The 24,954-nt window shown below is 66.8% G+C and carries 25 protein-coding genes; 11 read left to right on the top strand and 14 right to left on the bottom strand.

Translation table 11 applies throughout. The features are described from left to right. Positions 1-2 precede the first annotated feature (2 nt). The 3 genes from EH231_RS11210 to EH231_RS11200 all read right to left on the bottom strand — a co-directional run bounded on the left by EH231_RS11210 (position 3) and on the right by EH231_RS11200 (position 2,870). A complete protein-coding gene (locus tag EH231_RS11210) occupies positions 3-1,649 on the bottom strand; it encodes an FAD-dependent monooxygenase (protein ID WP_124712430.1) in 1,647 nt (548 codons plus the stop codon). Then, the gene (locus EH231_RS11205; RefSeq protein WP_124712429.1) at positions 1,646-2,161 is read right to left on the bottom strand and encodes a VOC family protein; all 516 of its coding nucleotides are present in this window, start codon (positions 2,159-2,161) and stop codon (positions 1,646-1,648) included. The genes EH231_RS11210 and EH231_RS11205 overlap by 4 nt, the downstream gene beginning before the upstream one ends. Positions 2,162-2,276: 115 nt before the next feature. Next, positions 2,277-2,870, bottom strand: coding sequence for an SACE_7040 family transcriptional regulator (locus EH231_RS11200; RefSeq protein ID WP_124712428.1), 594 nt, complete (start codon positions 2,868-2,870; stop codon positions 2,277-2,279). 71 nt (positions 2,871-2,941) lie between these two features. Between EH231_RS11200 and EH231_RS11195 the strand changes: the two genes are divergently transcribed. From EH231_RS11195 to EH231_RS11160, 8 genes are all read left to right on the top strand, one after another. Continuing rightward, positions 2,942-4,495, top strand: a complete 1,554-nt coding sequence (locus tag EH231_RS11195; RefSeq protein WP_124712427.1) for a carboxyl transferase domain-containing protein — start codon at positions 2,942-2,944, stop codon at positions 4,493-4,495. Between the two features lie 7 nt (positions 4,496-4,502). After that, a complete protein-coding gene (locus EH231_RS11190) occupies positions 4,503-6,506 on the top strand; it encodes an acetyl-CoA carboxylase biotin carboxylase subunit (RefSeq protein ID WP_124712426.1) in 2,004 nt (667 codons plus the stop codon). Then, positions 6,503-7,666 (top strand): acyl-CoA dehydrogenase family protein, encoded by a 1,164-nt coding sequence (locus EH231_RS11185; RefSeq protein ID WP_090431983.1) that lies wholly within the window; start codon positions 6,503-6,505, stop codon positions 7,664-7,666. The genes EH231_RS11190 and EH231_RS11185 overlap by 4 nt, the downstream gene beginning before the upstream one ends. Next, positions 7,663-8,166 carry a MaoC family dehydratase gene (locus EH231_RS11180; RefSeq protein WP_090431981.1) on the top strand — a complete coding sequence of 168 codons (504 nt, stop codon included), beginning with the start codon at positions 7,663-7,665 and terminating at the stop codon, positions 8,164-8,166. The genes EH231_RS11185 and EH231_RS11180 overlap by 4 nt, the downstream gene beginning before the upstream one ends. Continuing rightward, positions 8,166-8,999, top strand: a complete 834-nt coding sequence (locus tag EH231_RS11175; RefSeq protein WP_277425629.1) for an HpcH/HpaI aldolase/citrate lyase family protein — start codon at positions 8,166-8,168, stop codon at positions 8,997-8,999. The genes EH231_RS11180 and EH231_RS11175 overlap by 1 nt, the downstream gene beginning before the upstream one ends. A gap of 305 nt (positions 9,000-9,304) precedes the next feature. Next, a complete protein-coding gene (gene pdhA / locus EH231_RS11170; RefSeq protein WP_124712425.1) occupies positions 9,305-10,396 on the top strand; it encodes a pyruvate dehydrogenase (acetyl-transferring) E1 component subunit alpha in 1,092 nt (363 codons plus the stop codon). Positions 10,397-10,401: 5 nt separating this feature from the next. After that, on the top strand, positions 10,402-11,487 hold the full coding sequence (locus EH231_RS11165) for an alpha-ketoacid dehydrogenase subunit beta (RefSeq protein WP_090431978.1): 1,086 nt from the start codon (positions 10,402-10,404) through the stop codon (positions 11,485-11,487). Then, entirely contained in the window at positions 11,484-12,671 is a 1,188-nt protein-coding gene (locus EH231_RS11160; RefSeq protein ID WP_124712424.1) for a dihydrolipoamide acetyltransferase family protein, read from the top strand. Before EH231_RS11165 ends, EH231_RS11160 begins: the two co-directional genes overlap by 4 nt. A gap of 3 nt (positions 12,672-12,674) precedes the next feature. Here the strand turns inward: EH231_RS11160 and EH231_RS11155 are convergent, their stop codons facing one another. Then, positions 12,675-13,427, bottom strand: a complete 753-nt coding sequence (locus EH231_RS11155; RefSeq protein ID WP_090431973.1) for an enoyl-CoA hydratase — start codon at positions 13,425-13,427, stop codon at positions 12,675-12,677. Positions 13,428-13,563: 136 nt separating this feature from the next. Between EH231_RS11155 and EH231_RS11150 the strand changes: the two genes are divergently transcribed. Beyond that, positions 13,564-14,529, top strand: a complete 966-nt coding sequence (locus EH231_RS11150; RefSeq protein ID WP_338134354.1) for an ABC transporter substrate-binding protein — start codon at positions 13,564-13,566, stop codon at positions 14,527-14,529. 1 nt (position 14,530) lies between these two features. Here EH231_RS11150 and EH231_RS11145 read toward each other — a convergent pair whose 3' ends face one another. The 5 genes from EH231_RS11145 to EH231_RS11125 are packed head-to-tail and all read right to left on the bottom strand — an operon-like array spanning position 14,531 to position 20,852. After that, positions 14,531-16,297, bottom strand: a complete 1,767-nt coding sequence (locus EH231_RS11145; protein WP_090431970.1) for an ABC transporter ATP-binding protein — start codon at positions 16,295-16,297, stop codon at positions 14,531-14,533. After that, positions 16,294-17,961, bottom strand: a complete 1,668-nt coding sequence (locus EH231_RS11140; RefSeq protein ID WP_124712423.1) for an ABC transporter ATP-binding protein — start codon at positions 17,959-17,961, stop codon at positions 16,294-16,296. The genes EH231_RS11145 and EH231_RS11140 overlap by 4 nt, the downstream gene beginning before the upstream one ends. Next, on the bottom strand, positions 17,958-18,764 hold the full coding sequence (locus tag EH231_RS11135; RefSeq protein WP_205264157.1) for an ABC transporter ATP-binding protein: 807 nt from the start codon (positions 18,762-18,764) through the stop codon (positions 17,958-17,960). The genes EH231_RS11140 and EH231_RS11135 overlap by 4 nt, the downstream gene beginning before the upstream one ends. Positions 18,765-18,777: 13 nt before the next feature. Continuing rightward, positions 18,778-19,821: a FecCD family ABC transporter permease gene (locus tag EH231_RS11130; protein ID WP_124712422.1), complete on the bottom strand. Its 1,044-nt coding sequence runs from the start codon at positions 19,819-19,821 to the stop codon at positions 18,778-18,780. Continuing rightward, positions 19,818-20,852: a FecCD family ABC transporter permease gene (locus EH231_RS11125; RefSeq protein ID WP_234927223.1), complete on the bottom strand. Its 1,035-nt coding sequence runs from the start codon at positions 20,850-20,852 to the stop codon at positions 19,818-19,820. Before EH231_RS11125 ends, EH231_RS11130 begins: the two co-directional genes overlap by 4 nt. A 187-nt stretch (positions 20,853-21,039) precedes the next feature. Here EH231_RS11125 and EH231_RS11120 point away from each other — a divergent pair, with 187 nt between their 5' ends. Both EH231_RS11120 and EH231_RS11115 read left to right on the top strand, forming a co-directional pair. Continuing rightward, positions 21,040-21,594 carry a signal peptidase II gene (locus EH231_RS11120; RefSeq protein ID WP_124712421.1) on the top strand — a complete coding sequence of 185 codons (555 nt, stop codon included), beginning with the start codon at positions 21,040-21,042 and terminating at the stop codon, positions 21,592-21,594. After that, positions 21,581-21,982: a hypothetical protein gene (locus EH231_RS11115; RefSeq protein WP_124712420.1), complete on the top strand. Its 402-nt coding sequence runs from the start codon at positions 21,581-21,583 to the stop codon at positions 21,980-21,982. Before EH231_RS11120 ends, EH231_RS11115 begins: the two co-directional genes overlap by 14 nt. Here EH231_RS11115 and EH231_RS11110 read toward each other — a convergent pair. The 5 genes from EH231_RS11110 to EH231_RS11090 form a co-directional block, all read right to left on the bottom strand. Further along, positions 21,979-22,344 carry a hypothetical protein gene (locus EH231_RS11110; RefSeq protein WP_124712419.1) on the bottom strand — a complete coding sequence of 122 codons (366 nt, stop codon included), beginning with the start codon at positions 22,342-22,344 and terminating at the stop codon, positions 21,979-21,981. The genes EH231_RS11115 and EH231_RS11110 overlap by 4 nt on opposite strands. Before the next feature lie 66 nt (positions 22,345-22,410). Further along, positions 22,411-22,680 (bottom strand): hypothetical protein, encoded by a 270-nt coding sequence (locus EH231_RS11105; RefSeq protein ID WP_124712418.1) that lies wholly within the window; start codon positions 22,678-22,680, stop codon positions 22,411-22,413. Positions 22,681-22,908: 228 nt separating this feature from the next. Beyond that, positions 22,909-23,616, bottom strand: a complete 708-nt coding sequence (locus tag EH231_RS11100; protein WP_090431956.1) for a hypothetical protein — start codon at positions 23,614-23,616, stop codon at positions 22,909-22,911. A gap of 31 nt (positions 23,617-23,647) precedes the next feature. Beyond that, entirely contained in the window at positions 23,648-24,337 is a 690-nt protein-coding gene (locus EH231_RS11095; RefSeq protein WP_090431954.1) for an MspA family porin, read from the bottom strand. Between the two features lie 87 nt (positions 24,338-24,424). Next, entirely contained in the window at positions 24,425-24,949 is a 525-nt protein-coding gene (locus tag EH231_RS11090) for an MspA family porin (RefSeq protein WP_241178167.1), read from the bottom strand. Positions 24,950-24,954: the final 5 nt, after the last annotated feature.

The following is a 24,954-nucleotide window of genomic DNA, read 5'->3' as shown; positions in this document are numbered from 1 at the left end:
CTTCACCCGACCGAAGGTCCTGCGCATAGGTCTTCGCTGAATGCTCCGGAGCGGGTGCCGACCGCTAACTCACCGCTGATCCATGCCACATACCCGTCAGGTCGAATCAATACGGCACCGTCGTCGCCGATGTCGAAGGGATCGGTGTTCAGCAGTTCGATGTCGCGGCCAATAGTCAACTCAGTCCACGGAATGCGCCGTCCCAGCGCAGAGTCGGCCAGTTTCCCGGCCCATGCAGATCCGGACCGCCCCACTACCAATATGTAGCCAGATGCTGCCAAATCAATTGTCGAACAAGGTGTCCCATCTCGTAGGATCCAGGCGTGTGGCAGCCGGGCGCCGACGGTCGCCACGTCCACGACGCGGGGCGGACCATCGTGGAAATAGATGTGGCCGATCTCCTGATCCAGGGCGTCGAAGTGCCCGCGTTGACGCGGTATCGCCACGGAGAGATGCGCACGCTCGGCGGCCCGAACCGAGGCATCGGCGCTTTCCAGTCGACCGGCGACAGCGACCGCCGAAGGTCCGATTCCAACTTCGGACATGTTCAGTGCATTGGCGACACTTTGTTGTGCACTCGACAGAGCAACCGGGCGTCGTTCTGCTTCGTAAGTGTCGAGCAGACTGTCGCTGGCCCAACCGTGCAGAACTGCAGCCAGCTTCCACGCCAGATTGTCGGCGTCGGCCAATCCGGTATTCATACCCAGCCCGCCGGTGGGTGGAAACTGATGTGCCGCATCACCGGCGAGGAATGCCCGGCCGTGGCGGTAGCGATTGGCAGTGCGGGCCGCAAAGCTCCAGGTGCCCACCGATTGAATATCGACGTGTAGGTCCCTGACCCCCGCCGCATCCCTGATCAGCTGGATGCATCGCGCTGGTGGATAGTCCTGCACGGTTTCGGTTTCCGGGTCGAACCCGATGTTGAACGTCCACCGGTGCGCGCCATCCATACCGATGAACGCGCCTGGTGCCGTCGAGTTGAGAACCCATACGAGCATCGCCGGGTTGTCTCCCAGTAGCGGACGCAGATCGGCGTGGAAGTAAATGTTGAGTTGATGGCCGAAGGGCGGTAGGCCCTCCATTTCCAGGCCCATGGTGGCACTGATGCTCCCCGACGCGCCGTCGGCGACGACCAAATACTCGGCCTCGATCGTTTCGCTCCCGGCATCGGTGCTGATATCGACCGTGACACCCGACGGCCCCTGCGTGACACCCGCGGCGCGCGCTCCATACCGGATGTTGGTGTGACCGAGCTCCATCAATTGCTGGAGCAATCTTTGTTGAACGCGATTCTGGGCACACGAGACGATGGATTGTGGAGATGAGTGTCGGCGTGTTGCAGCACTGGCAGCATCGCCGAACACGTCGATTCTTCCGAGTTCCTCTCCGGTCAGAGTCGTGCGCCAGACGATGTTGCGGGCAGACTCCTGGCTGACGGCGTCCTCGACGATCCCGTCGACGATTCCCCACCGGCGAAACAACTCCATGGAACGTGTGTTCACCACATGAGCTCGGGGATGAGGATTTATGCCCTTGTGCTTGTCGAGCAGGACGGTTCGGATGCCGTGGCGCCCCAGAGACAATGCCGTTGCCATGCCGACCGGTCCGGCACCCACGATGACGACAGATGCTCTCAGTGAGCCCGTCACGGCCGCTTCACCAGTTCCGCGATCGGCTCACCGGATTCGTAGCGCGCGCGTAGTTCCGCTGCATCGAACTCCACCCCGATCGGATTGGCCGCAAAGGCTCCGGAGTCGAAGAACTGCTGAAGCTGCTCGTCGGTCTCGAAATTGTCGATCTGCAGTTCGATGTTGTTGCCGTCCGGATCGGCGTAGTACATCGATGTGGTTGGACCATGGTTGATGGTCCAAAAAGGCTTGATCCCTTGGTTATTCAGTCGCTGGTAAGTTCCCAGCAGGTCGGCGAGGTTGGCATAGGTGAAGGCAATGTGATGCATGCCGGTATGGCTGTCTCCCGGCCTCTGGCTGGCTCCGGTGTTCGCGATCGCGATGCGATGGTGTTCGTCGTCGTAGGTCAGGAAGGCAATGGCCTCATTGGCGAAGGTCACCGTGCCCTCCAGAACTTCGAGATACCAATCGAGCATCGGTTGCAGCTGCCCGGTGCGCAGTACTACGTGGGCGAGTTTGGCGGGTGAGGCCATCGTGGCTCCTAGGAAATGTGTTAACTGACGGTTAACAGGCAGTCTGCCAGCCGTCTTGATTCATAGTCAAGAGGGCTCGGCCAGGCTCGACTGCCTGCTACCGCCAATCGATGAACTAGCCCGAGGTGAGCGCCGCCAGCGTCATGCGGCGCAGCACTGCGCGTGAATGTGTCTTGGGCACAGCGGGTCTCACGCTGTACGGGGTCGAGTTCAGCAGGCCGAACGCGGCATGGGCCATTACCCGGGCATCGTCCTCGGCCAGGCCCGGGTCGAGCCGCGTCAGGACCGTCACCCAGATCTCCACGTACTGCCGCTGGGCGCGGCGCACCTGTCGCCGGGCCGCGTCGGGCAGGTGGGCCAGGTCGCGATCCTGGATGCGGATCAGATCGGATTCGCCGAAGACGAAGTCGAGGTGGAAGTCCACCAGGCTGTTTAGGGTGTCGGCGGGATCTTCGTCGGCCGCGGTGACTTCCTGTGCCCCGGCGAGCAGGCGGGTACTGATCCCGACGAGCAGTTCGACCAGCAGGGCTTCCTTGTTGGGGAAGTGCCGGTAGATGGCCGGTCCGCTGATTCCGACGGCAGAGCCGATGTCCTCCAGGCGCACCGCGAGATAACCGCGTTCGGCCACAAGCCGTTCGGCGGCAGCGATCAGCTGGCCGCGGCGATCGGACTTGGCCTTGCTGCGACGGGTGACGGCGCTGTCGGACATGGCGCCTCCGGAGGGTAGACAACTCAGTTAATGAAAACTAACCTATCACGAGTTAGTTGTCATTAACCGAAATGGGAGCTGCCTTGTCATCGCACCGCGACGAGCATCTGGCGCTGGTTGGCCAGTTGCGCGCCAAGCTCGCCACCGCCGCCCTCGGCGGCCCCGAGCGGGCCCGTCAACGCCACGTCGACCGGGGTAAATTGCTGCCCCGCGACCGCGTCGACGGCCTGCTGGACCCGGGCAGCCCGTTCCTGGAGATCGCCGCACTGGCAGCGGACGGGATGTACGACGACGAATGTCCCGGCGCCGGGATGATCGCCGGCATCGGCCGGGTGTCCGGCCGGGAATGCCTGATCGTCGCCAACGACGCCACCGTCAAGGGCGGCACGTACTACCCGGTCACGGTCAAGAAGCACCTGCGGGCCCAGGAGATCGCGCTGCAGAACAAGCTGCCGTGCATCTACCTGGTCGACTCCGGTGGCGCGTTCCTGCCGCGCCAGGATGAGGTGTTCCCGGATCGTGAGCACTTCGGTCGCATCTTCTACAACCAGGCCACCATGAGCGCGCAGGGCATCGCGCAGATCGCCGCCGTGCTCGGATCGTGCACCGCGGGCGGGGCCTATGTGCCCGCGATGAGCGACGAGGCCGTCATCGTGCGCAATCAGGGCACGATCTTCCTCGGCGGTCCGCCGCTGGTGAAGGCCGCCACCGGTGAGGTCGTCACCGCCGAGGAGCTCGGCGGCGGGGACCTGCACTCCAAGACCTCGGGCGTCACCGACCACCTGGCCCACGACGATCGCGACGCGCTGCGGATCGTGCGCAACATCGTCGCCACCCTGGGGCCGGCCGAAGCGCCGCCGTGGGCGGTGGCACCCACCGTGGATGCCGTCGCCGACCAGACCGAGCTCTACGACGTGGTCCCGGTCGACGCACGCGTGCCCTACGACGTGCACGAGGTGATCATGCGCATCGTCGACGGTGGCGAGTTCAACGAATTCAAGGCCGAGTACGGCACCACCCTGGTCACGGGGTTCGCCCGCATCCACGGCCACCCGGTCGGCATCGTCGCCAACAACGGTGTGCTGTTCGGTGAATCCGCGCTCAAGGGAGCGCATTTCATCGAGCTGTGCGACAAGCGCAAGACACCGCTTCTGTTCCTGCAGAACATCGCCGGGTTCATGGTCGGCCGCGACTACGAGGCCTCGGGCATCGCCAAGCACGGCGCCAAGATGGTCACCGCGGTGGCCTGTGCCCGGGTGCCGAAGCTGACCGTGGTGATCGGCGGCTCCTATGGCGCGGGTAACTACTCCATGTGCGGGCGCGCGTATTCGCCGCGGTTCCTGTGGATGTGGCCCAACGCCCGTATCTCGGTGATGGGCGGCGAGCAGGCGGCATCGGTGCTGGCCACCGTGCGCGGCGACATGAGCGCCGAAGAGGAAGAACAGTTCAAGGCGCCGATCCGGGCTCAATACGAGCACCAGGGCAACCCGTACTACTCGACGGCCCGGCTGTGGGACGACGGCGTCATCGACCCGGCCGACACCAGAACCGTGCTCGGACTTGCTCTTTCGGTTGTCGGCCAGGCTCCGCTCGAGCCGGTCTCCTACGGCGTATTCCGGATGTGATGTGAAGATGACGACTTTCAACACAGTCCTCGTCGCCAACCGCGGCGAGATCGCGGTGCGGGTCATCCGCACCCTGCACGAGATGGGAATCCGCTCGGTCGCGGTGTTCAGCGACGCCGACGCCGGTGCCCGGCATGTGGCCGAGGCCGACGTGGCGGTCAACATCGGGCCGGCCGCGGCGCGGCAGAGCTATCTGAACATCGAAGCGGTCGTCGCGGCCGCGCAGCGCACCGGTGCGCAGGCGGTGCACCCCGGCTACGGATTCCTCTCCGAGAACGCCGAGTTCGCCGCCGCACTGCAGGCCGCGGGCATCGCCTTCATCGGACCGCCCGCATCGGCGATCGCCACCATGGGCGACAAGATCGCGGCCAAGGCCGCGGTGTCGGCATTCGGCGTCCCGGTTGTGCCAGGCATATCGCGTCCGGGCCTGACCGATGAGGATCTCATCGCGGGGGCGCCCGAGGTCGGTTTCCCCGTCCTGGTCAAGCCGTCGGCGGGTGGCGGCGGCAAGGGCATGCGGGTGGTCGAGCAGGCCGCCGATCTGCCTGGGGCGTTGGCGAGTGCCCGCCGCGAGGCCGCCGCCGCCTTCGGCGACGACACCCTGTTCCTGGAACGATTTGTGTTGCGGCCCCGGCACATCGAGGTGCAGGTGCTGGCCGACGGCCATGGCAACGTGATCCATCTTGGCGAGCGGGAATGCAGCCTGCAGCGCAGGCATCAGAAGGTCATCGAGGAGGCGCCGTCGCCGCTGCTCGACCCGGCCACCCGGGCGCGCATCGGTGCGGCCGCCTGCGATACCGCGCGTAGTGTCGATTACACGGGTGCGGGCACCGTGGAATTCATCGTGTCCGCCGATGCACCCGACGAGTTCTTCTTCATGGAGATGAATACCCGGTTGCAGGTCGAACATCCGGTCACCGAGATGGTCACCGGAGTCGACCTGGTGGAGCAGCAGGTCCGGATCGCCGCCGGTGAGAAGCTCGCCATCGGCCAGGACGACATCGTCATGACCGGCCATGCCGTGGAAGCGCGGGTCTATGCCGAGGATCCCGCCAACGGCTTCCTGCCCACCGGCGGCCCGGTGCTCGGACTGCGTGAGCCCAGCGGACCGGGCGTGCGGGTGGACTCCGGCCTGGCCGCAGGCACCGTCGTCGGTAGCGACTACGACCCGATGCTCTCGAAGGTCATCGCCCACGCCGCCGACCGGACGGCGGCGCTGCACAAGCTGGATCGGGCGCTGGCCGACACCGCGGTGCTGGGGCTGACGACCAACACCGAGTTCCTGCGCTTCCTGCTGGCCGATCCCGATGTGGCCGCGGGCCGCTTGGACACCGGCCTGCTGGACCGTCGCGCACCGGATTTCGCGCCCCAGGTGGTCGGCGACGTAGAGCTGATCGCCGCCGCGGCTTGCCAGTGGATCAACGACTGGTCAGAGGCCGGTGACTGCCTATGGGCCCGCCCGACGGGCTGGCGGGTCGGGGAGCGCGCCCCGGCGGCGTTCCGGCTGCGGGCCGGGGATCGCACCGATCACGTGTACCTGACCGGTACCCCGGAGCAGGCCACCGCCACCGTTGAGAACGGCGAAACCCACACTGTCAGCGCCGCATTCGTCGGCGACCGGTTCACCGTCACGCTCGACGGCCTGCGGACCGAGTATCTCATCGCCGCACAGCTGAGCGGCGGGATAGGCCAGCTCTGGCTTGCGGGCACGGGACACAGCTATGTCGTCGAGGAGGTCCGTGAGGCGCCGGTGCGCCCCGACGACGAGCACAGCGGCGACGCCGAACTCGTCAGCCCGATGCCGGGATCGGTTGTCGCCGTGGGCGTCACGAACAGCGCCGAGGTGACGGCCGGTACCACGGTGGTCACCGTGGAGGCGATGAAGATGGAGCACGCCCTGACCGCACCGATCGACGGTGTGGCCGAACTACTCGTCGCCGTCGGCGACCAGGTCAAGGTGGGTCAGCCACTGGCTCGAATCACCGCTCACACACAGGAGAACGAACAATGAGCGACTTCTTGTCGACCGGCACCCTGCCGGATCACTATGCGCAACTGGCCAAGACCGTCCGCGACTTCGCCCAGAGCGTGGTCGCTCCGGTGGCCGCCAAGCACGATGAGGAACATTCGTTCCCTTACGAGGTCGTCTCCGGCATGGCCGACATGGGGCTGTTCGGTCTGCCGTTCCCTGAGGAGTACGGCGGCATGGGCGGCGACTACTTCGCGCTGTGCCTGGCCTTGGAGGAACTCGGCAAGGTGGACCAGAGCGTGGCCATCACGCTGGAGGCGGGCGTCTCGTTGGGCGCCATGCCGGTCTACCGCTTCGGCAACGAAGCACAGAAGCAGGAGTGGCTACCGCTGCTTGCCAGCGGCAAGGCGCTGGGTGCGTTCGGCCTGACCGAGGCCGGCGGTGGCAGTGATGCGGGTGCCACCAAGACCACCGCGAAGATGGACGACGGTCATTGGATAATCAATGGCTCCAAGCAGTTCATCACCAACTCCGGCACCGACATCACCAAGCTGGTGACCGTGACCGCCGTGACCGGTGAGCGTGAAGGCGGCAAGAAGGAGATCTCGTCGATCCTGGTGCCGGTGCCCATCGAAGGGTTCACCGCCGAACCGGCCTACAACAAGGTCGGCTGGAACGCCTCCGATACCCACCCCCTGAGCTTCGACGATGTCCGGGTGCCGGCCGAGAACCTGCTCGGCGAGCGTGGCCGCGGCTACGCCAACTTCCTGCGCATCCTCGACGAGGGCCGCATCGCCATCGCGGCGCTGTCGGTCGGTGTCGCACAGGGCTGTGTGGACGAATGTGTGAAGTACGCCAAGGAACGTCAGGCCTTCGGGGCGGCGATCGGCACCTACCAGGCCATCGCCTTCAAGATCGCCCGGATGGAAGCCCGGGCCCACACGGCGCGCGCCTTGTACTACGACGCCGCGGCGCTGATGCTGTCCGGCAAGCCGTTCAAGAAAGCGGCATCGGTGGCCAAGCTGGTGTCCAGCGAGGCCGCGATGGACAACGCCCGTGACGCCACCCAGATCTTCGGCGGCTACGGGTTCATGAACGAATACCCGGTGGCGCGGCATTACCGTGACAGCAAGATTCTCGAAATCGGCGAGGGGACAACTGAAGTGCAGCTGATGCTGATCGCGCGGGAGGCGGGCCTGTGAGTGCGGGGGAAGCAGCGTCCCAGAAAGTAATAGAGCAGCGCGGACTGTGGTTCGAGGAGTTCGAGATCGGGGTGCGCTACCTGCACCGTCCCGGGCGCACCATCACCGAGGCCGACAACGTGCTGTTCACCACGCTGACGATGAACACCCAGGCGCTGCACCTGGATGCGGCGTTCTCGGATGCCCTGCCGCCGTTCAACGCCCGGCTGGTCAACTCGATGTTCACCCTGTCGACGCTCGTCGGCCTGTCGGTGGCGCAGCTGACCCAGGGCACCATCGTCGGCAACCTCGGATTCTCCGAGATCGCCTTCCCCAAGCCGCTTTTCCACGGTGACACGCTGTACGCCGAAACCGAGATCACCGAGAAGCGGGCATCCAAGAGCCGGCCGGGCGAGGGCATCGTGACCTTCGCCCACACTGGCCGCAACCAGCACGGTGACATCGTGGCGACGGCATCGCGCAAGACCATGGTGCGGATGCGTCCGGAGGGGGATTCCTGATGGCTCACCGCGCACGCGAGGAGCGAATTGGCTTGAGCGCGCCGGGCCCGGGCTGGCTGTTCTGCCCGGCCGACCGTCCCGAGCGGTTCGAAAAGGCCGCGGCAGCAGCCGATGTGGTGATCCTCGACCTCGAGGACGGGTGCGCGGCCAAGGACCGCCCGGCTGCGCGTCAGGCGCTGATCGACACCCCGCTGGATCCGACGCGCACAGTGGTGCGGGTCAACCCGACCAGCACCGCCGACCACGAGCTCGACCTGAAGGCGGTCGCGGCCACCGACTACACCACCGTGATGCTCGCCAAGACCGAGGCTGTCGACCAGGTGACGGCCTTGGCCCCACTGGATGTCGTGGTGTTGATCGAGACCCCGCTCGCCGCGCTGAAGGTGGCGGAGTTGGTGCCGCCCGACAACGCCTTGGCGGTGATGTGGGGCGCGGAGGACCTGTTCGCGGTCACCGGCGGCACCGCCAACCGCTGGCCCGACGGCACCTACCGCGACGTCGCCCAGCACGTGCGGTCGCAGACCCTGCTGGCGGCCAAGGCCTACGGGAAGTTGGCCCTGGATTCGGTGTACCTCGACATCAAGGATCTCGACGGCCTGCGGGCGGAGTCCGATGACGCCGTTGCCGTCGGCTTCGACGCGAAGGTGGCGATCCACCCGACTCAGGTCGCCGTCATCCGCTCGGCCTATGCGCCGACCGATGAGCAGATCGCCTGGGCGCGGGCGGTGCTCGACCGCGTGGCGACCGAGCGTGGCGTCTTCCAGCACGACGGTCTGATGGTCGACGCTCCGGTTCTGCGGCGTGCCGAGCGCATCGTCGCGCTGGCTCCGTAGCTTCACTCGCGAACAGACGCGCAGGTACCCCAAAACCACTGATTTCGGGTACCTGCGCGTCTGCTCGCGCCGGGAAAACGACACGCCTCCGTTCCGTAACCGGCGATGAGCGTGGCCGCATCGGTTTCGGGCGCATAATGGCGATATGCCCCAGTGCTGCGACGGGCCGAGCGGATCGTCCAGCTAGCGCCACACCCAGGCATCTAGCCGGAGGCCTCTCACCAGGGGTTTTGCGCGTACCGCCGCTGCTCTGAGCACCTCATGGACTGGCGGCGCGACATGCCGTCACCCGAGAAGGAGGCGGTATGGCTGAGCGGCTCTCGGCACCGTTGAGTGTCGATCTCGATCCGATGCGTCTGGTCGACGCCGAAGGGTCTCCCACGAGCGAAACGCGCTACAGCCGCGATCTGCCCCACGAGACACTGGCCTGGCTCTACGAATCGATGGTCGTGGCCCGTGACCTGGACGTCGAGTTCGTCAATCTGCAGCGTCAGGGTGAGCTGGCGCTGTACGCGTCGTGCCGCGGCCAGGAGGCCGCCCAGATCGGGGCGGCCGCCTGCCTGCGGAAGACCGATTGGCTGTTCCCGCAGTACCGGGAGATCGGGGCGTTCCTGCTGCGCGGGATCGCCCCGGCCCAGATGGGTGCGGTGTGGCGCGGTCAATGGCACGGTGGCCTGGAGTTCACCAGCCGCTGCGTCGCCCCGATCGCGATTCCGATCGGCACCCATGGACTGCACGCGGTCGGCGCTGCGATGGCCGCGCAGCGCCTCGGCGAGGATTCGGTCACCGTCGCGTTCCTCGGTGACGGCGCCACCAGTGAGGGCGATGTGCACGAGGCGCTGAACCTGGCCTCGGTGTTCAAGGCGCCGTGCGTGTTCTTCGTGCAGAACAACCAGTGGGCGATCTCGGTGCCGGTGAGCAAGCAGCATGCCGGGCCGTCGATCGCGCACCGGGCCATCGGCTACGGCATGCCGGGTATCCGCGTCGACGGTAACGACGTCCTGGCCTGTTATGCGGTGATGGCCGAGGCCGCCGAGCGGGCCCGCGCGGGCGCAGGCCCCACGCTCATCGAGGCAATCACCTACCGGATGGGGCCGCACACCACCTCCGACGATCCCACCCGCTACCGGTCGGCAGATGAGGTCGACGAGTGGCTTGCCCGCGACCCGATCGCGCGGTACCGCACCTACCTGCAGAACGCCGGCGTGCTCGACGAGCGGCTTGAGCAGCGCGTCGCCGCACGCTCACGGCGGCTGTGCGCCGAGGTGCGCGACTCGCTGGTCGGGGCGGCAGACCCCGATCCGGCCGAACTGTTCGACAACGTGTACGCCGAGATCACCCCGGATCTGGCACGCCAACGCGATCAGTTGTTGGCCGAACTGGCGAAGGAGGCGTGAGACCAGTGACCCTGATTATCGATCGGCCTGCCGCTCAAGGTGATTCGCCGGAGCCGTGGGAGCCGGACTTCACCTCTGCCGACGTGGCGGCACCGCCGACGGACTTCCCGGTGACCACCGAACTGTCCATGGTGGCGGCGATCAACCGGGCCCTGCACGATGCGATGGTCGCCGACGACCATGTGCTCGTGTTCGGCGAAGACGTCGCCACCTTGGGCGGCGTCTTCCGGGTCACCGAGGGGCTGGCCGAGACCTTCGGTGCCGAAAGGTGTTTCGACACCCCGCTGGCCGAATCGGCGATCATCGGTGTGGCGATCGGTCTGGCGATCCGCGGGTTCATCCCGGTGCCCGAGATCCAGTTCGACGGGTTCAGCTATCCGGCCTTCGACCAGATCGCCAGTCACCTGGCCAAATACCGGATGCGCACCCACGGGGACATCAACATGCCGGTGACGGTGAGGATCCCGTCGTTCGGCGGCATCGGCGCGGTGGAGCACCACTCGGAGTCCACCGAGTCGTACTGGTTGCATACGGCCGGGCTCAAGGTGGTCGTACCGTCCACCCCGTCCGACGCGTACTGGCTGCTGCGGCACTCGATCAGCAGCGCCGACCCGGTGATCTTCCTGGAGCCCAAACGACGTTACTGGGCATGCGAACTCGTCGACACCAGTGCGCCCGCTCCGCCGATCGGCCGGGCACTGGTGCGGCGCGACGGAACCGACGTCACCGTGATCACCTACGGCGGCCTGGTGGCCACCGCGCTCAACGCCGCGGACCTGGCCGACGAACGCGGTTGGAGCCTCGAGGTTGTCGACCTGCGTTCGCTGAACCCGCTGGATTTCGACACGGTCGCCGCTTCGGTGCGGCGCACCGGCCGGGCCGTCGTGATGCATGAGGGGCCTCGCACGTTGGGCTTCGGGGCCGAACTGGCCGCCCGGATCTCCGAGGAGTGCTTCTACGATCTTGAGGCACCGGTGTTGCGTGCCACCGGGTTTGACACTCCCTACCCGCCGGCCCGGCTGGAGAAGGTGTGGCTGCCGGGCGTCGACCGGTTGCTCGACTGCGTCGAGCGTTCGGTGGGCCAGCCGTGAACCGGGAGTTCCTGGTCCCTGACCTCGGTGAAGGGCTGCAGGACGCCACGATCACGAGTTGGAGCGTTGCCGTGGGCGACACCGTCGAGCTCAATCAGACGCTGTGCACGGTCGAGACCAACAAGGCCGAGGTGGAGATCCCCAGCCCGTTCGCCGGCCAGGTGCTCGAACTCGGCGGTGCGGCGGGGGATACCTTGACCGTCGGGTCACTGTTGGTCCGGATCGACACCCGTGAGCCGGCCGCTGCCGCAGCCGCAACCACGAAAAATGGCGGTACACCGCGTAAGTCCGTCCTGGTCGGTTACGGCGCCGACGACACCATGGATGTCAGCAGGCGCACGGCGACGCCCGGCAGCACGCGGGCGCGGGCCAAACCGCCGGTCCGCAAACTGGCCGCCGATCTGCACGTCGACCTCCAGAAGCTGGCACCGGGATCCGGCCCCGAGGGGATCGTCACCCGTGCCGACGTGCTGGCCGCCGCGGGCAGTTCGGACATCGTCGACGTCGGCGGCGTTCAGGCCGCGATGGCGCGACGGATGTCATTGTCACGTAAGGAAATTCCCGATGCGCACGCCCGGGTGGAGGTGGACTGCTCCGCGCTGCTGCAGCTGCGTGACCGCATCATGGCAGCCGATGCGGCACTGCCTGCCACGCCGTTCGTGCTGACGCTGCGGCTGCTGGTCCTGGCGCTCGGGCGCCATCAGATGCTGAACTCCACGTGGCTCGAAACCGCCGAAGGTCCTCAGATTCACCGGCATCCGGCCGTACACCTGGGCTTCGGTGTGGCGGCGCCGCGCGGACTGCTGGTCCCGGTGGTCCGCGACGCGCAATCGATGACGACCCGCGAGTTGGCCGCAGCGGTGGCCCGGTTGATCGAACAGGCGCGAGCCGGGACGCTCAGCCCGGCCGAGCTGAGCGGATCGACGTTCACGGTGTCGAACTTCGGTGCGCTCGGCCTGGACGACGGCGTACCGGTGATCAACTATCCGGAGGCGGCCATTCTGGGGATGGGCTCGATGAAAGCGCGGCCGGTCGTGGTCGACGGGGCTGTGGTGGCCCGTCCCACCATGTCACTGACCTGTGCCTTCGACCATCGCATCGTCGACGGCGCGATGACGGCCGCGTTCCTGCGTGACCTGCGTTCGCTGATCGAGGCGCCGGAGTTGGCTCTGATCGACCTGTAGTGGCTATTTGCGCTTGGCGGCGGCCAAACGCTCTGCGAATTCCGGAGATTCGATGGAGCGTGCCTGCGGGCCGAGTTCGATGTCGACGGCAGTCCCGTGCTGGTCGATGTCGACCGTCCCCGGATTGGCGGTGGCCCGCATCGAGGCTTTCGTCGCGATCACCACGTCGCGCGGGGCGCTCGCGGGCCCCGCGGCGAGCATGCGTGCGGCGCCCACCGGATCCTCGGCGATCGAGAGCGCCAACCCGTGGCGCACCGCGGACTCGGCGTCGAAGCGCATGCCGAACAACAATGCCGCCCGGGCCACCTGCGGGCCGACGCCTCGCTGCAGCATCCAGGTGGCGCCGCCGCCGGGATGGATGCCCAGCTTCTGGAACCGTGGATCGAACAGCGCGCTCGGGCCGGCGATCCGGACGTCGGCGGCCAGTGCCAGATTGAGGCCGGCGCCGACGGCGGCGCCGTTGACCGCGGCGATCGTCGGGAGCGTGCAATTGGCGACCGCCAGGAACCCGTCGTAGATCTTGCGGAGTCCGTCTTCGGTGGCCTCGCCCAGCGCGGTGAGGTCGGCACCGGCGCAGAACGCCTTGCCGGCCCCTGTGACGATCACGGCGTGCACATCGGGGTTGGCCTCGGCGGCCTCGACCGCGGCGCGCAGGGCCGCCGACATCTCGAAGGTCACCGCATTGCGGCGATCCGGGTCGTTGACGGTGATGACTGCGATGTGATCGTCGACGCTGACCAACACTGAATCGGACACGTTGTCACCCTAACCTCCGTGCGCATCGCCCCGTGAGCGTCACGTGAGGCCCGGCGGCACTGCGGCAAGGCAGGTAAACCTAGCCTAACCAAGCTATGCTCCGTCGGAGTCGTCCGGCCGAGGGGGAGATGTGCGGGTGAAATTGGGTCATTGGGGCCGCGTCGTTGCGGCAGTCGCGATGTCGGTGGGCTTGCTGACCGCCTGTGGATCCGGCGAGAACCAGATGCCGCAGGCAGATGCCGTGACCATCACGCACAAATTCGGCGAGACGAAGGTGCCTCCGGCTCCACAACGCGTGGTCACCGTCGGGTGGACCGATCAGGACTTCGTGCTGCCGTTCGGTGTGATCCCGGTGAGCACGCGAGACTTCGAGGAGAACTACAGCAACTATCCGTGGGTTGCCTCGGCCACTGGCGGCAAGGCAATCCCGACATGGGGTAGCGATGAGATCGACTTCGAGGCGATCGCCGCGCAGAAGCCGGACCTGATCTTCGCGATCTACGAGTCGATCGATCAGCCGACCTACGACCGGCTCTCCCAGATCGCGCCCACGGTGATCCAGTCCGCTGACTACGCCGACGAGGAGACTCCGTGGAACGTGCAGTTGCTGACCACGGGTACGGCGTTGGGCAAGGAAGCCGAGGCCACAGCGCTCGTCGAGAAGGTCCAGGGCCGGATCGACGACGTACGCAAGGCCAATCCGGAATTCGACGGCAAGACGCTGGTGGTCGATCAGGGACCCGAGAACGGCGGGCATTACCTGTTGCCGCAGAACGATCCTCGGCGCGCGGTGTTCAACGCGCTCGGTTTCAAGACCCAGGATGTCGATGGTGATGTCAGCGAGGAGAAACTCGACTTGCTCGATCACGACGTGCTGTTCGTCGCAGGCGCCACCAAAGATCAGATGCTGGCCTCGCCGGCCTTCGCGCGCCTCGGTGTGGTTCGTGACGGCCGCACGCTGTACACGAATTTCGAGTCCAACCTCAACGGCGCGCTGACCTACGGCGGGCCCAGCGCCCTGCTGTACTCACTCGACGTGCTCACCCCACAGCTGGCGAATGCGCTCAACGGCCGTCCGGTGACCGACCTGTCGAACGGCTGATCTACCCGGGCGCACTCCACGCGGCCCACAGCTGCGCGTAGCGGCCGCCGTGCCCGAGAAGTTCGGTGTGCGTCCCGTTTTCGACGATGCGCCCTCCCTCCATCACCGCGATCTGGTCAGCCGTGGCAGCCTGGGTGAGCCGATGCGCGACGATCAACGTCGTTCGGCCCTCGGTCGCCGCGGCGGCCGCGCGTTCTAGCCCGACGGCATGGGCCGAACCCGCTTCGGCGGTTGCTTCGTCGAGAACCACCACCGCGGGGTCGGCCAGCACCAGTCGCGCCAACGCGATGTGCTGGGCCTGGGCGGCGGTCAGGGATACGCCTTGCTCCCCGACGGGGGTGTCGAGCCCCGCGTCGAGGGCATCGACCCAGTCGTCCGCGCCGACCACGCGAAGGGCATCCCAGATCTCGTCACGCGTGGCCTCCGGTGCCACCAGGCGCAGATCATCGATGAGCGGACCGGAGAAAACGTGGATCTCCTGCGTGACGGTGGCCACGCAGCGACGCAACAGGTGGGGATCGATGTCGCCCACGGCGACACCGCCGATCTCGACACGCCCCCGGGTGGCCCCGTACAGACCTGACACGATGGCGGCCAGCGTGCTCTTGCCCGCGCCGGTGGAGCCGACCAGCGCGCAGCGGGTCCCGGCGGGAATGCTGAGGGAAACATCCTGCAGGACTTCGGGTCCGGCGTTGTAGCGGAACGACAATGCGCGGATCTCGACGTCGGATCCGGCCGGGGTCGCCGAGCCGGGCCGTCCGGCCGGCTCGGGCAGGTCGACGATTCCGACGAGCCGCGCCAGGCACGCTGCCGCGGCCTGGATCTCGTCGAAGTTGTACATGAGCATGCCGATCGGGTTGAACAACCGATGAAACATCAAGGCGGCCGCCGTCGTCGCGCCGATGGTGACCGAATCGGACCGCACCAGCAGAAACCCGACCACCAATGTCGCTGACAATCCGATGAACTCGGCACGGTTGACGCGCCCGACCAAGCGGGTGAACAGGGTGAAGACCGTCACCGAGAGGTCCCGCACGCGGTTCGACGCGTCCTCGATTCCGGCCAGCTGCTGGGCGTGGATCTCATAGGCGTCGATGGTTCTGACACCTTGGACCGACTCCATGGTGAGCTGCGTGCGCTGTGCCATCGCGATGCGTTGTTCGGCATACAGCGGTGCTGATCGCGGTAGGAACCACCGCAGGCCCGCCGCATAGGCGGGGATGCACAGCGCGCCGGCCAGACCAAGCCGCCAGTCCAGGCTTCCCATCGCGAAAAGCGTGACCACACCGAGAAACAGGGCATTGAACATGGTGGGCAATACCTGTGACACCGCCTTGGCCACCGCGGCGACGTCTGGGCCGACTCTCGACAGCAGATCGCCTCGGCCGCTTTCCTCGATCGTGGTGGCGGGCAGGTTCAAGGCTCGGGCGAGCACGTCCTCGCGGAGGTCGGCGACCGTATGCTCGCCGAGCCGGTTGATCAGGTACGCCGACAGTCCGCTGCCCAAGCCACCGAGAACCGCGGACACACCGATCAACGCCGCCAGGCCTGCGAGGCTGCCCACGGTGGCGCCGTCTCGGATTCGATCGACGAGCGTACCGAGCAGGTAGACCGGCACCGTGGCGACGGCTGCCGCGGCAAGTCCGATTGCGCACGCTGCGGTGGTCCGGGCCGGCCTGGTCCGCAGTTCGGCTACGAGCCACCGACGACTGCGCGCGGCCGAGGCCACCGGCAGGACAGGTGGGGTGATCGATTCGCTGATCGTCACCGGGAAACCAACTTTCGGTAGACGGGGTCAGAGTCGGCCAGCTCGCGATGCGTTCCCTCGGCGCGCACCCGGCCGTCTGCCACCACGACAACGCGGTCGGCGGTGGCGAGCAGGGCAGGACTGCTGGTGACGATCAGCGTGGTGCGACCCGAGGGCGGCCGCAGCCGCCGGATGCCGTCGGCGATGGCCTGTTCGGTGACGGCGTCGACCGCGGTGGTCGGGTCGTGCAGGACCAGGATGTCGGGGTCGGCGGCCAATGCCCGGGCCAACGTCAAGCGCTGTCGCTGACCGCCGGACAGGCTTGCTCCGCGCTCCAGGACGGGGTGCGACAGTCCGTCGGGATGAAGTTCGACGACATCGACCGCACACGAGGCTGCCAGCGCGGGCCCTGCGTCTCGGTCCTGCGCGCCGACGTGCAGGTTGGATTCCAGGGTGCCCGTGAACAGTTCACCGTTGTGGTGCTCGACCAGCAGTCTGTGGCGTCGCTCGCCGTGCTTGATCGCGCCGATCGGGTGCCCGCCGGCATGCACCGAAGCGGTTGACCGCACCCGGCCCGAAAGCACGTCGATCAGCGTCGTCGCGTCGCGCGCGTCAGCAGTCAGCACGGCCACGTACTCGCCGGGCTGAAGCTGCAGGGTCCAGCCGTCGAGCTGCGCGGTCAGGGCACCGGGGAGTACCTCCTCAGGCGCCGCGGTCACAGGATCGGGGGAATGGGCCGTAGGGGAATTCAGCACCGCCGCGACACGATTGGCCGAGGCCCGCGCCTCGGCCACCCAACTCGGCACGATCGCAAGTGTGGAGAACGGCTCGATCAGAAACTGTGCCAGACCGATCACGGTGATCAACTGGCCCAGTGACAGGTCGCCGTGCAGTGCGAAGTAGGCGGCTGCGACGGCGACGGTCATGGCCGCCAGCGCTCCCGCTGCTGCCGCAACACCTTCCTGGACGCTTTCGATCCGGGCGGCGCGCAAGGTGGCGGCGAGCGATGTGCGGCTGGCCACGCGGTAGCGTGCCGCGGCATTGGCTTGCGCCCCGATGCCCTGCAACGGTCGATGCCCGCTGACCAGATCCGTGGCCAACGCGGTCGCCCGCCCCATCTCTGCCTGCTGTTCCTCCACACGCCGGGCGATCAGCGGTGCGGTCAACTGAAGTGCGGACACTACGAGGGGAATGCCGATGAGCACGATCAGGCCCAGCGGCAGGTCGATGCTCAGCAGCACGACGCCGCATACGACTGTGGCGACAACCGCACCGGCGACGCGCGGCAGGTAGTCGATGACGTAGCCGGTTTCATCGGCATCCGTAGACGAAATCGAGAGTAGTTCACCGGCTTTGAAATCCGTTTGGATGCCCAGCGGGTCGAGGAGCTTGGCGCTGATCTCGATGCGCAACAGGTGCGATTCGCGCGCGACCGCATACATCAGCAGCCGGGACCCGAACCGCCACAGAACCGACAGCACGAGGAAAAGGGCGGCCAGCACCACGATCCAGGCGACGATGGCCGGCACGCTTCCGGTGCCGACCGCGCGGTCGACGATCACCCCGATCAGCACCGGCACTGCGGCCTCACACACCTGGTGCAGTGACGTCAGTGCGGTACCAGGAATCAACCAGCGCAGATTGCGGGTTACGGTGCGGCGCAGCACCGCCCCACCGGAACTCACGACGGCCTCCTGGTGTAGGCAGACGCCCGCGGGATGACCAGCGGTGTCGCGGTCTGAGGGTCCTCGATGATCTGGCAGGCAAGGCCGTAGACGTCCTCGACCAATTCTTCGGTGATGACTGCTGCCGGATCACCCTGCGCGACAATCTTCCCGGACTTCATGGCGACGATGTGATCGGCGTAGCGGCACGCGTGGTTGAGGTCGTGCAAGACCGCGACGACCGTGCGGCTCTGCTCGCGGTTGAGTTTGGCGAACAAGTCGAGCAACTCCACCTGGTGGGCGATGTCGAGGTAGGTGGTTGGCTCGTCGAGCAGGATCAGTGGGGTCTGCTGGGCGAGCACCATCGCCACCCAGACACGTTGCCGCTGACCGCCGGACAGCTCGTCGACCAGCCGACCGGCCAACTCCGTCACCCCGGTCTGACCCATCGCATCGGCGACCGCGGCTTCGTCGTCGGCCGACCACTGTCGCATGACCCTCTGATGTGGGAAGCGGCCTCGGGACACGAGATCGGCCACCGTGATGCCCTCGGGGGCGATCGATGTCTGAGGCAGCAGGCCCAGTCTCCGGGCCACCTCCTTGGTGTGCAGGGACGCGATGTCCTGGCCATCGAGAACCACCTGGCCGCCGGACGGTTTGATCAGCCGGGCCAGCCCTCGCAACAGGGTGGACTTGCCACACGCGTTGGGGCCGACGATCGCGGTGACCTGTCCGTCGGGCACCTGCACCGACAGGCCGGCGATGACGGTGTTGTCCTCGTAGCCGATCGACAGATGGCTGGCATGTAGCCGACTGCCCTCCATATGCATTGTCCCTTCACCGTTTACGTGCCTGCGTGACAAGCAGATAGATCAGGTAGGCGCCGCCCAGCGACACCGTCACCGCACCGACCGGGAGTTCGTTGCCGCCGAACAGATGTTGGGCGATGACGTCACTGCCGAGCAGCAGGACAGCGCCCATCGCCGCGGACGGCATCAGGCCGACGCCCGCACTGGCAGTCAGCCGGCGCGAGAGTTGCGGCGCCGCCAGTGCGATGAACGTGATCGGTCCCGCGGCGGCACAAGCCAGTGCCACCAGTGCCACCGCGGCGACCAGATAGGCCAATCGCGCTCGCTCAGGATGTACCCCGAGGGCGCCTGCCGCGTCATCGCCGAGCTGCAGTATCGGAAGCTGCGGGCCAAGCGCCACCAATCCGACGGTGATGGCCAGCAGGCAGATCGTCATCGGAACGACCTGCACCCAGCTCAACCCACTCAGGGTGCCCTGCTGCCACACCGATGCGGTCACCGCAGCGTGAAAGTCGAGTTTGATGACGATCCACTGGTTTACCGAGCTCAGAACCGCACCCAGCGCGATACCCACCACGATCAGCCGGTATCCCGCCAGCCCGTTGCGGTAAGCCAGCAGATACACCGCGAGTGCGGTGATCAGGCCGCCCACCAACGCGCCGGCCGCGACGGCGTAGTACCCGCCGCCGAATCCGGCGATGACGATCAAGGCTCCCGTGTAGGCGCCGGTGTTCACCCCGATGATGTCGGGGCTGCCCAGCGGGTTGCGGGTCAGCGCTTGAAAAATCGCACCCGAGACACCCAGCGCGGCACCGACCAGCAACGCCATCACGGTCCGTGGCATTCGCCATTCGAGCACCACCACGCGGTCGAACGAGGTGTTGGCGCCGAGCAGAACCTTCACGACCTCCAGCGGCGCGACGGTGTACTTGCCGAATCCGATGGCGATCACACCGACGACGACGGCAGTGGCCACAAGCGAAACCACCACGAGGATCGAGCGCCACGATGCCCGGGCCGATATGCCGCGGCAGCGCAGGACAACCTGGCGGTGACCGAACTCGACGCTCATCCGCGATCCGTCCCACGGCGACGGATCAGCCAGATCAGCACCGGGGCACCGAGAAACGCGGTGACAATGCCTGCGGGTAGTTCGGCGGGCCGGATGATCACGCGGCCGACGATGTCGGCCCCCAGCAGAAGTGCAGGGGCTACGAAGCACGCATACGCCAGGATCCAGCGCCAGTCCGGGCCGGTGAATCGCCGCACGGCGTGCGGAACCATCAGGCCGACAAAGCCGATCGGTCCCGCACCCGCGGTCGCGGCCCCGGCGAGGAGCGTGACGGCGATGAGACTGAGGGCTTGTGTGCGTGCGGCGTTGCCGCCCATGCTCTTCGCCAGATCCTCACCGAGGGCGGTGACATTGAGTGAACGGCTGACGATGACGCACAGCGCCGCGCCGAGGGCGATGAACGGGCTGATGGCCACCGCCACCTCAAGCGACCGGCCGTCGAGCGCCCCGGCATCCCAGAAGCGCATGTTGTCGAAGGCGCGGGGATTGCGTAACCGCACGACGAATCCGATGCCGTCGAGCACGGCGCCCACTGCTACGCCTGCGAGCAGAACCCGCACCGGGGCGACGGTGACCCGGCCGGTCATGCCGACCAGATATACGACCACCATCGCGAAAAGCGCTCCGGCAAAGGCGAACCAGATGTAGGTCCAGATGCCGGTCAGGCCGAAGAAGGCGATTGCGCTGACGACGAACAACGCCGCACCGGCGTTGATTCCGAGGATCTCGGTGTCAGCCAACGGATTCCGTCCGACCGCCTGGATGAGTGTGCCCGACAGGCCCAGGGCGAGCCCGACGAGAAGTGCGAGCGCCGTGCGGGGGATCCGCAGGTCACGCACGATCCACTGGTCGCCGATGTCGCGGTAGTCGGTGACCGCGTGCCAGACCGTCGGTAGGGACACGTTCTCGGTGCCGATTGCCAGGCTGGCCAAACACATTGCCGCCAGCAACGTGGCAGCGATCGCCAGCCCGAAACCGCGGCGGCGTCGGACGGGTCCGGTCGGTGGGGCCGCCGGCTGGTAGGTGATCACCGCGGCTGCGGCTGACCGGTCCCGTACGCAGCTTCATCGAAGAGGGTCATTGCGTTAGGTTAGCCTAACGATCGTTGTCGTTTGTGTGCCGAGGTGGCCGAGCGAATCCCTGATCCGCCACAAATGTTCACCGAAACGTCAGCCGCGTTGCCCAGCGATCCGGCTTTCGCGAGCGGACAATGATTCGGTGACGGCCGACATTGCCGGTATTTCTGGCGCTCCGGGCGCCGGGTCGGTGCGGCCGACGCGGCGGCGTCTGCTGTTGTTGGCCGCCGGTGCGGTCTTTCTGCTCGACGTCGCGACCAAAGCCCTGGCTGTCGGGATGCTCGAACCCGGCCGCGCAGTCCCGTTGCTCGGCAACTGGCTGGCGTGCGAGCTCACCCGTAATTCCGGTGCGGCATTGTCGATGGCCGCGGACCGGACCGTGATGCTGACCGTTGTCGTCCTGTCCGTGGCCGCGGCCATCGCCTGGATCGGAGCGCATGTCCGCTCACCGTGGTGGGCGCTGGGCCTCGGGACGATCCTGGGCGGCGCTGCAGGCAATCTCGTCGACCGGTTCTTCCGCGCCCCGGGCCCGCTGCGGGGTCATGTAGTCGACTTCCTGGCCATCGGCCCGATGCCGGTTTTCAACATCGCGGATCTCGCCGTGCTGGCGGGCGTGGTCTGGCTGATTGCGTTGTCGCTGTCGGGTTTTCCGTTCAATGGCGCCGCCAGGGACCCGGGGCCGCATGCCGGAAGTTGACCTGGACCACCACGCCGCTTCAGAGGAGAGTCCGCCGAGAACTCCGTGGTACGAGACCACCGCGGCGATCGTGGTCGCGGGGATCGGTGGCGTGGTGGCCATCGGTGCGCTGGTGTTCGCGATCCTCATGACGTCGCACCACTCGGTGCTGCCGGCCCAGCCTGAGCGGCTCACCCCGGTGACGTCGACGAAGCCGGTGTCGTCGCGTTCGACGACAACCAGTACCAGTACCTCGCCGCGGACACCGGTGAGCACCAGCGAAGACATCGGAACATCAAGTGCGCCACCGCCGCCGCCAGAAGTTCCGGTGGAGACGACCGCGCCGCCGACCACGACCATGTCGAATCCCTACGCCACTACGTCGGTACCCAATGCGGGTGCGTTCTAGCCGATACCGAACGGGCCGAAAGGCCCTATCGGACCGAAGATCACGGAGGAGTCGTCGGGTTCGTTGGGGCAGGACACGTCGACGTACACCGTGATCGAGGATTTCGGCGCAGGCGGCGAGGACCGGTCGGGGTTTTGGATGCCTTTGACCGAGCACTCCGACAACGGGGTCGTGCTGACACCCCCGACCCAATTGATCTCGACGTTGTAGCCCTGATCCTCGAGGTCGCTGATGACCGTGTCGGCCGATTGCTCGCCGGCCGTGGGGTCCGCTCCAGCGTGAGGGGTGCAGATGACAAGAGTCCACGCGCAGCACAACATCAAGGGGGAGAACGTCTTTACGCACCGCTTTGCTCGCAGCATGATCACCCTCCCGGCGGCCGGACCGGTCTGGTCAGTCTATTCCGCCGGGACGGGGGTTGACGTGGTTCAGGATGTTTCGGATTCGTCCGGGCACTGCACATCCACGTAGACCGTCACCGAGGTCTTCGGCAGCGCAGGCACCCCACGGTTGGGGTTGTGGATCGAATTCACCCGGCATCTGTCGAGCGGCAGTGTGCTGGTGCCGCCGACCCAGTTGATCGCCACGGTGTAGCCCTCGGCACTCAGGGCTGAGATGGTCTCGTCGGCCCGCTGCCCGCTGCCCGCAGTCGGTTCCGCCGCGGCAAGCGGGGCACCCCCGATTGCAACGGCCGGCATGAGCATGGCCAGTCCAGTGATTTTCCTACATCGCGCATGGAACAGCATCCCGACCCTCCTGGCGGTCGGATCTCACGCTGTCGCTCTCACCGGTAGCACCGGCCGTCACCCACCAGTGTATTCCGGGTGTACAGGAAGTTAACAGGAAGTGACGAATTCTCTGCCGGGCGGTATCGAGGGCAAAAAAATCGGGCAGCATCCGGGGTTACCGGACGCTGCCCGAATGTGTCATGGAGCAGGCGGTGCGGGAGGGGCTGGTACCGGCACTCCCGGCGCCGCCGGATCCGGAAGGTTCTCCCCGAGACCGGACGGAATGTTCGTCCCGGGTGGGGGAGCGGTGCCCGGAAGTGGCTCACCGAGTTGCTCTTTGGGCAACTGGCCGAGCATTGCACCACGCAGGTTCCCGTTGCGGTACATGGTGTGCATCTGCCGCATCCAGTCGAGCCCGGAGATGTCCGCATTCTCCTGGCCCGGCTCAACTCCGACCACGGTGCCCTGGCCGGGCGCCGACGGTTTCTCGTTCTGCGGGAAGAAGTGTCCGTTGTTGAACGCCCTGAGGTTGGGCGCCTCGGTCGGTGGCGGACCGCCTGGTGCAGACGGAGCCGCATACTGGCCGAGCAGCGCGCCCGGGCTCATGTCGACCCCGTTCGGGACGCCGAGCCGGCCGGGCGCCGTTTCTGTGCCGGTCTGTCCCAGAACCGACAACCCGCCCGGCCCGAGAGGTGCCCCCATGAGGGGTACCTCCGGCCCGGGTGGCGGAGCCGGTTCCTGTGCGGGTGCGGCGACCGCGGGCGCGCCTGGAACCTCCGGCGGTGCCGGGTCGGCCGCGGCGGTGGCCGAACAGGCAACCGCCGCGCCTACCGCGAACAGCCCGGCTGCGGCGAGGGTGGCCATCGCGTTCTTGACCGCGACCGCGCCGTCCGAGTTCTCGCTCATGCCTTCGTGTTTCGCTTTCACGTCCAGCCCGTCAGACTGCCTTGGTAACGCCGTAGTACGCGACCACATCGTCGGTATCGGTGGTGGAGCTGGTCAGCGTTGCGTACGACCGCAGGAAGGACTGGCCGACGCAGCCGTCGATCTTGATGTGAACGTCCTTCACGGTGACGCGCACGGGCGCGGCCTTGAACGACTTCTTGTTCACCGAGACATTGGTGACAGTGCCGGGCTTGGCATGGATCTCGATGGTGCCCGAGATCGGCATGCTCACACCGGTGGGGATGATGCCGGCCAGGGTGGAGCCCGACGTGCTCAGACCGATCGATCCGATGAGGCGAACCTGTCCGAGTTCGATGCCGCAGCCGATCTGATAGCCGGTGTCCAGCGTGCCGCCGGACAGCGTGGTGGACCCGCCGCCGGTGACGGTGCCGGTGAAGGTGGCACCCACCAGGTACTCACGCGACGACGCGGCGGTGGTCAGTGGGGCGACCGGCAGCTGGCTCTCGTCTTTCGCGGAGACGGTGAGTGTCCAACCGTCCGGGGTCTTGACGACACCCGGCTCGGCGGATGCGACGAGCCCGTTGTCCGGCGGGGGTCCGGCGTCAACGGCGGGTGCGGCGGGGTCCGGCGGCGGAGGCGGTGGGTCCGCCGACGCGAGGGGCGCCAGCGCAACCGGGGCCAACAGGCAGACAGCAGCCAGGGTGGCGAAACGATTCAACATGCGGGAACTTGTGCCTCTCGTGGGGTTCGAATCCGAGGGATCAGCGTGGTGATCAGGGCGAATCATGGTGTGGTATCCGGGCCGGGGTCAGACGGCCTTGGTGACGCCGAGGTAGGTGATGACGTCATCGGTGTTGTCGGTGGAACTGGTCAGCGTCGCGTAGGTGCGGATGAACGACTGACCGGCGCACTGATCGAACTTGATGCGGACGCCCGTGATGGTCACGCGGGTACCTGTGCCCTTGAACGACTTCTTGTCGATCGGGACGATGGTGACCGTGCCCGGCTTCAGGTACACCTTGCCCTGCAAGCTGATTCCGGTACCGAGGCTGGCGTCGCCCGCGGAACCGGTGAACGGAATCTTGATACCCGGAGTGAAGCTGAGGCCCGGGTTGATCTCGGCCTCATCGCTGATGATGCCGCAGCCGATCTGGGCGCCGGCCTCCAGCGTGCCGCCGGTGAGCTTGGTCTTGCCGCCACCCGAGACCTTTCCGGTGAAGGTCCCTCCGACGAGGTATTCGCGCGACGATATCGCGGTGGTCAGCGGTGCCACCGGCAGCAGGGTCTCGTTAGAGCCGGCCACCGTCACGTGCCAGCCGTCGGGGGTGTCCAGGACAC

It is taken from the genome of Mycolicibacterium nivoides, from assembly GCF_003855255.1.
GTDB lineage: Bacteria > Actinomycetota > Actinomycetes > Mycobacteriales > Mycobacteriaceae > Mycobacterium > Mycobacterium nivoides.
This window is presented reverse-complemented; position numbering and strand designations above follow the sequence as displayed.

Coding starts and splice junctions, on each gene's coding strand:
- EH231_RS11205 (WP_124712429.1), bottom strand. CDS start 2,161: ATGGCCTCACCCGCCAAACTCGCCCACGTAGTACTGCGCACCGGGCAG.
- EH231_RS11200 (WP_124712428.1), bottom strand. CDS start 2,870: ATGTCCGACAGCGCCGTCACCCGTCGCAGCAAGGCCAAGTCCGATCGC.
- EH231_RS11195 (WP_124712427.1), top strand. CDS start 2,942: ATGGGAGCTGCCTTGTCATCGCACCGCGACGAGCATCTGGCGCTGGTT.
- EH231_RS11190 (WP_124712426.1), top strand. CDS start 4,503: ATGACGACTTTCAACACAGTCCTCGTCGCCAACCGCGGCGAGATCGCG.
- EH231_RS11185 (WP_090431983.1), top strand. CDS start 6,503: ATGAGCGACTTCTTGTCGACCGGCACCCTGCCGGATCACTATGCGCAA.
- EH231_RS11175 (WP_277425629.1), top strand. CDS start 8,166: ATGGCTCACCGCGCACGCGAGGAGCGAATTGGCTTGAGCGCGCCGGGC.
- pdhA (WP_124712425.1), top strand. CDS start 9,305: ATGGCTGAGCGGCTCTCGGCACCGTTGAGTGTCGATCTCGATCCGATG.
- EH231_RS11135 (WP_205264157.1), bottom strand. CDS start 18,764: ATGGAGGGCAGTCGGCTACATGCCAGCCATCTGTCGATCGGCTACGAG.
- EH231_RS11130 (WP_124712422.1), bottom strand. CDS start 19,821: ATGAGCGTCGAGTTCGGTCACCGCCAGGTTGTCCTGCGCTGCCGCGGC.
- EH231_RS11115 (WP_124712420.1), top strand. CDS start 21,581: ATGCCGGAAGTTGACCTGGACCACCACGCCGCTTCAGAGGAGAGTCCG.
- EH231_RS11110 (WP_124712419.1), bottom strand. CDS start 22,344: ATGCTGCGAGCAAAGCGGTGCGTAAAGACGTTCTCCCCCTTGATGTTG.
- EH231_RS11105 (WP_124712418.1), bottom strand. CDS start 22,680: ATGCCGGCCGTTGCAATCGGGGGTGCCCCGCTTGCCGCGGCGGAACCG.
- EH231_RS11100 (WP_090431956.1), bottom strand. CDS start 23,616: ATGAGCGAGAACTCGGACGGCGCGGTCGCGGTCAAGAACGCGATGGCC.
- EH231_RS11095 (WP_090431954.1), bottom strand. CDS start 24,337: ATGTTGAATCGTTTCGCCACCCTGGCTGCTGTCTGCCTGTTGGCCCCG.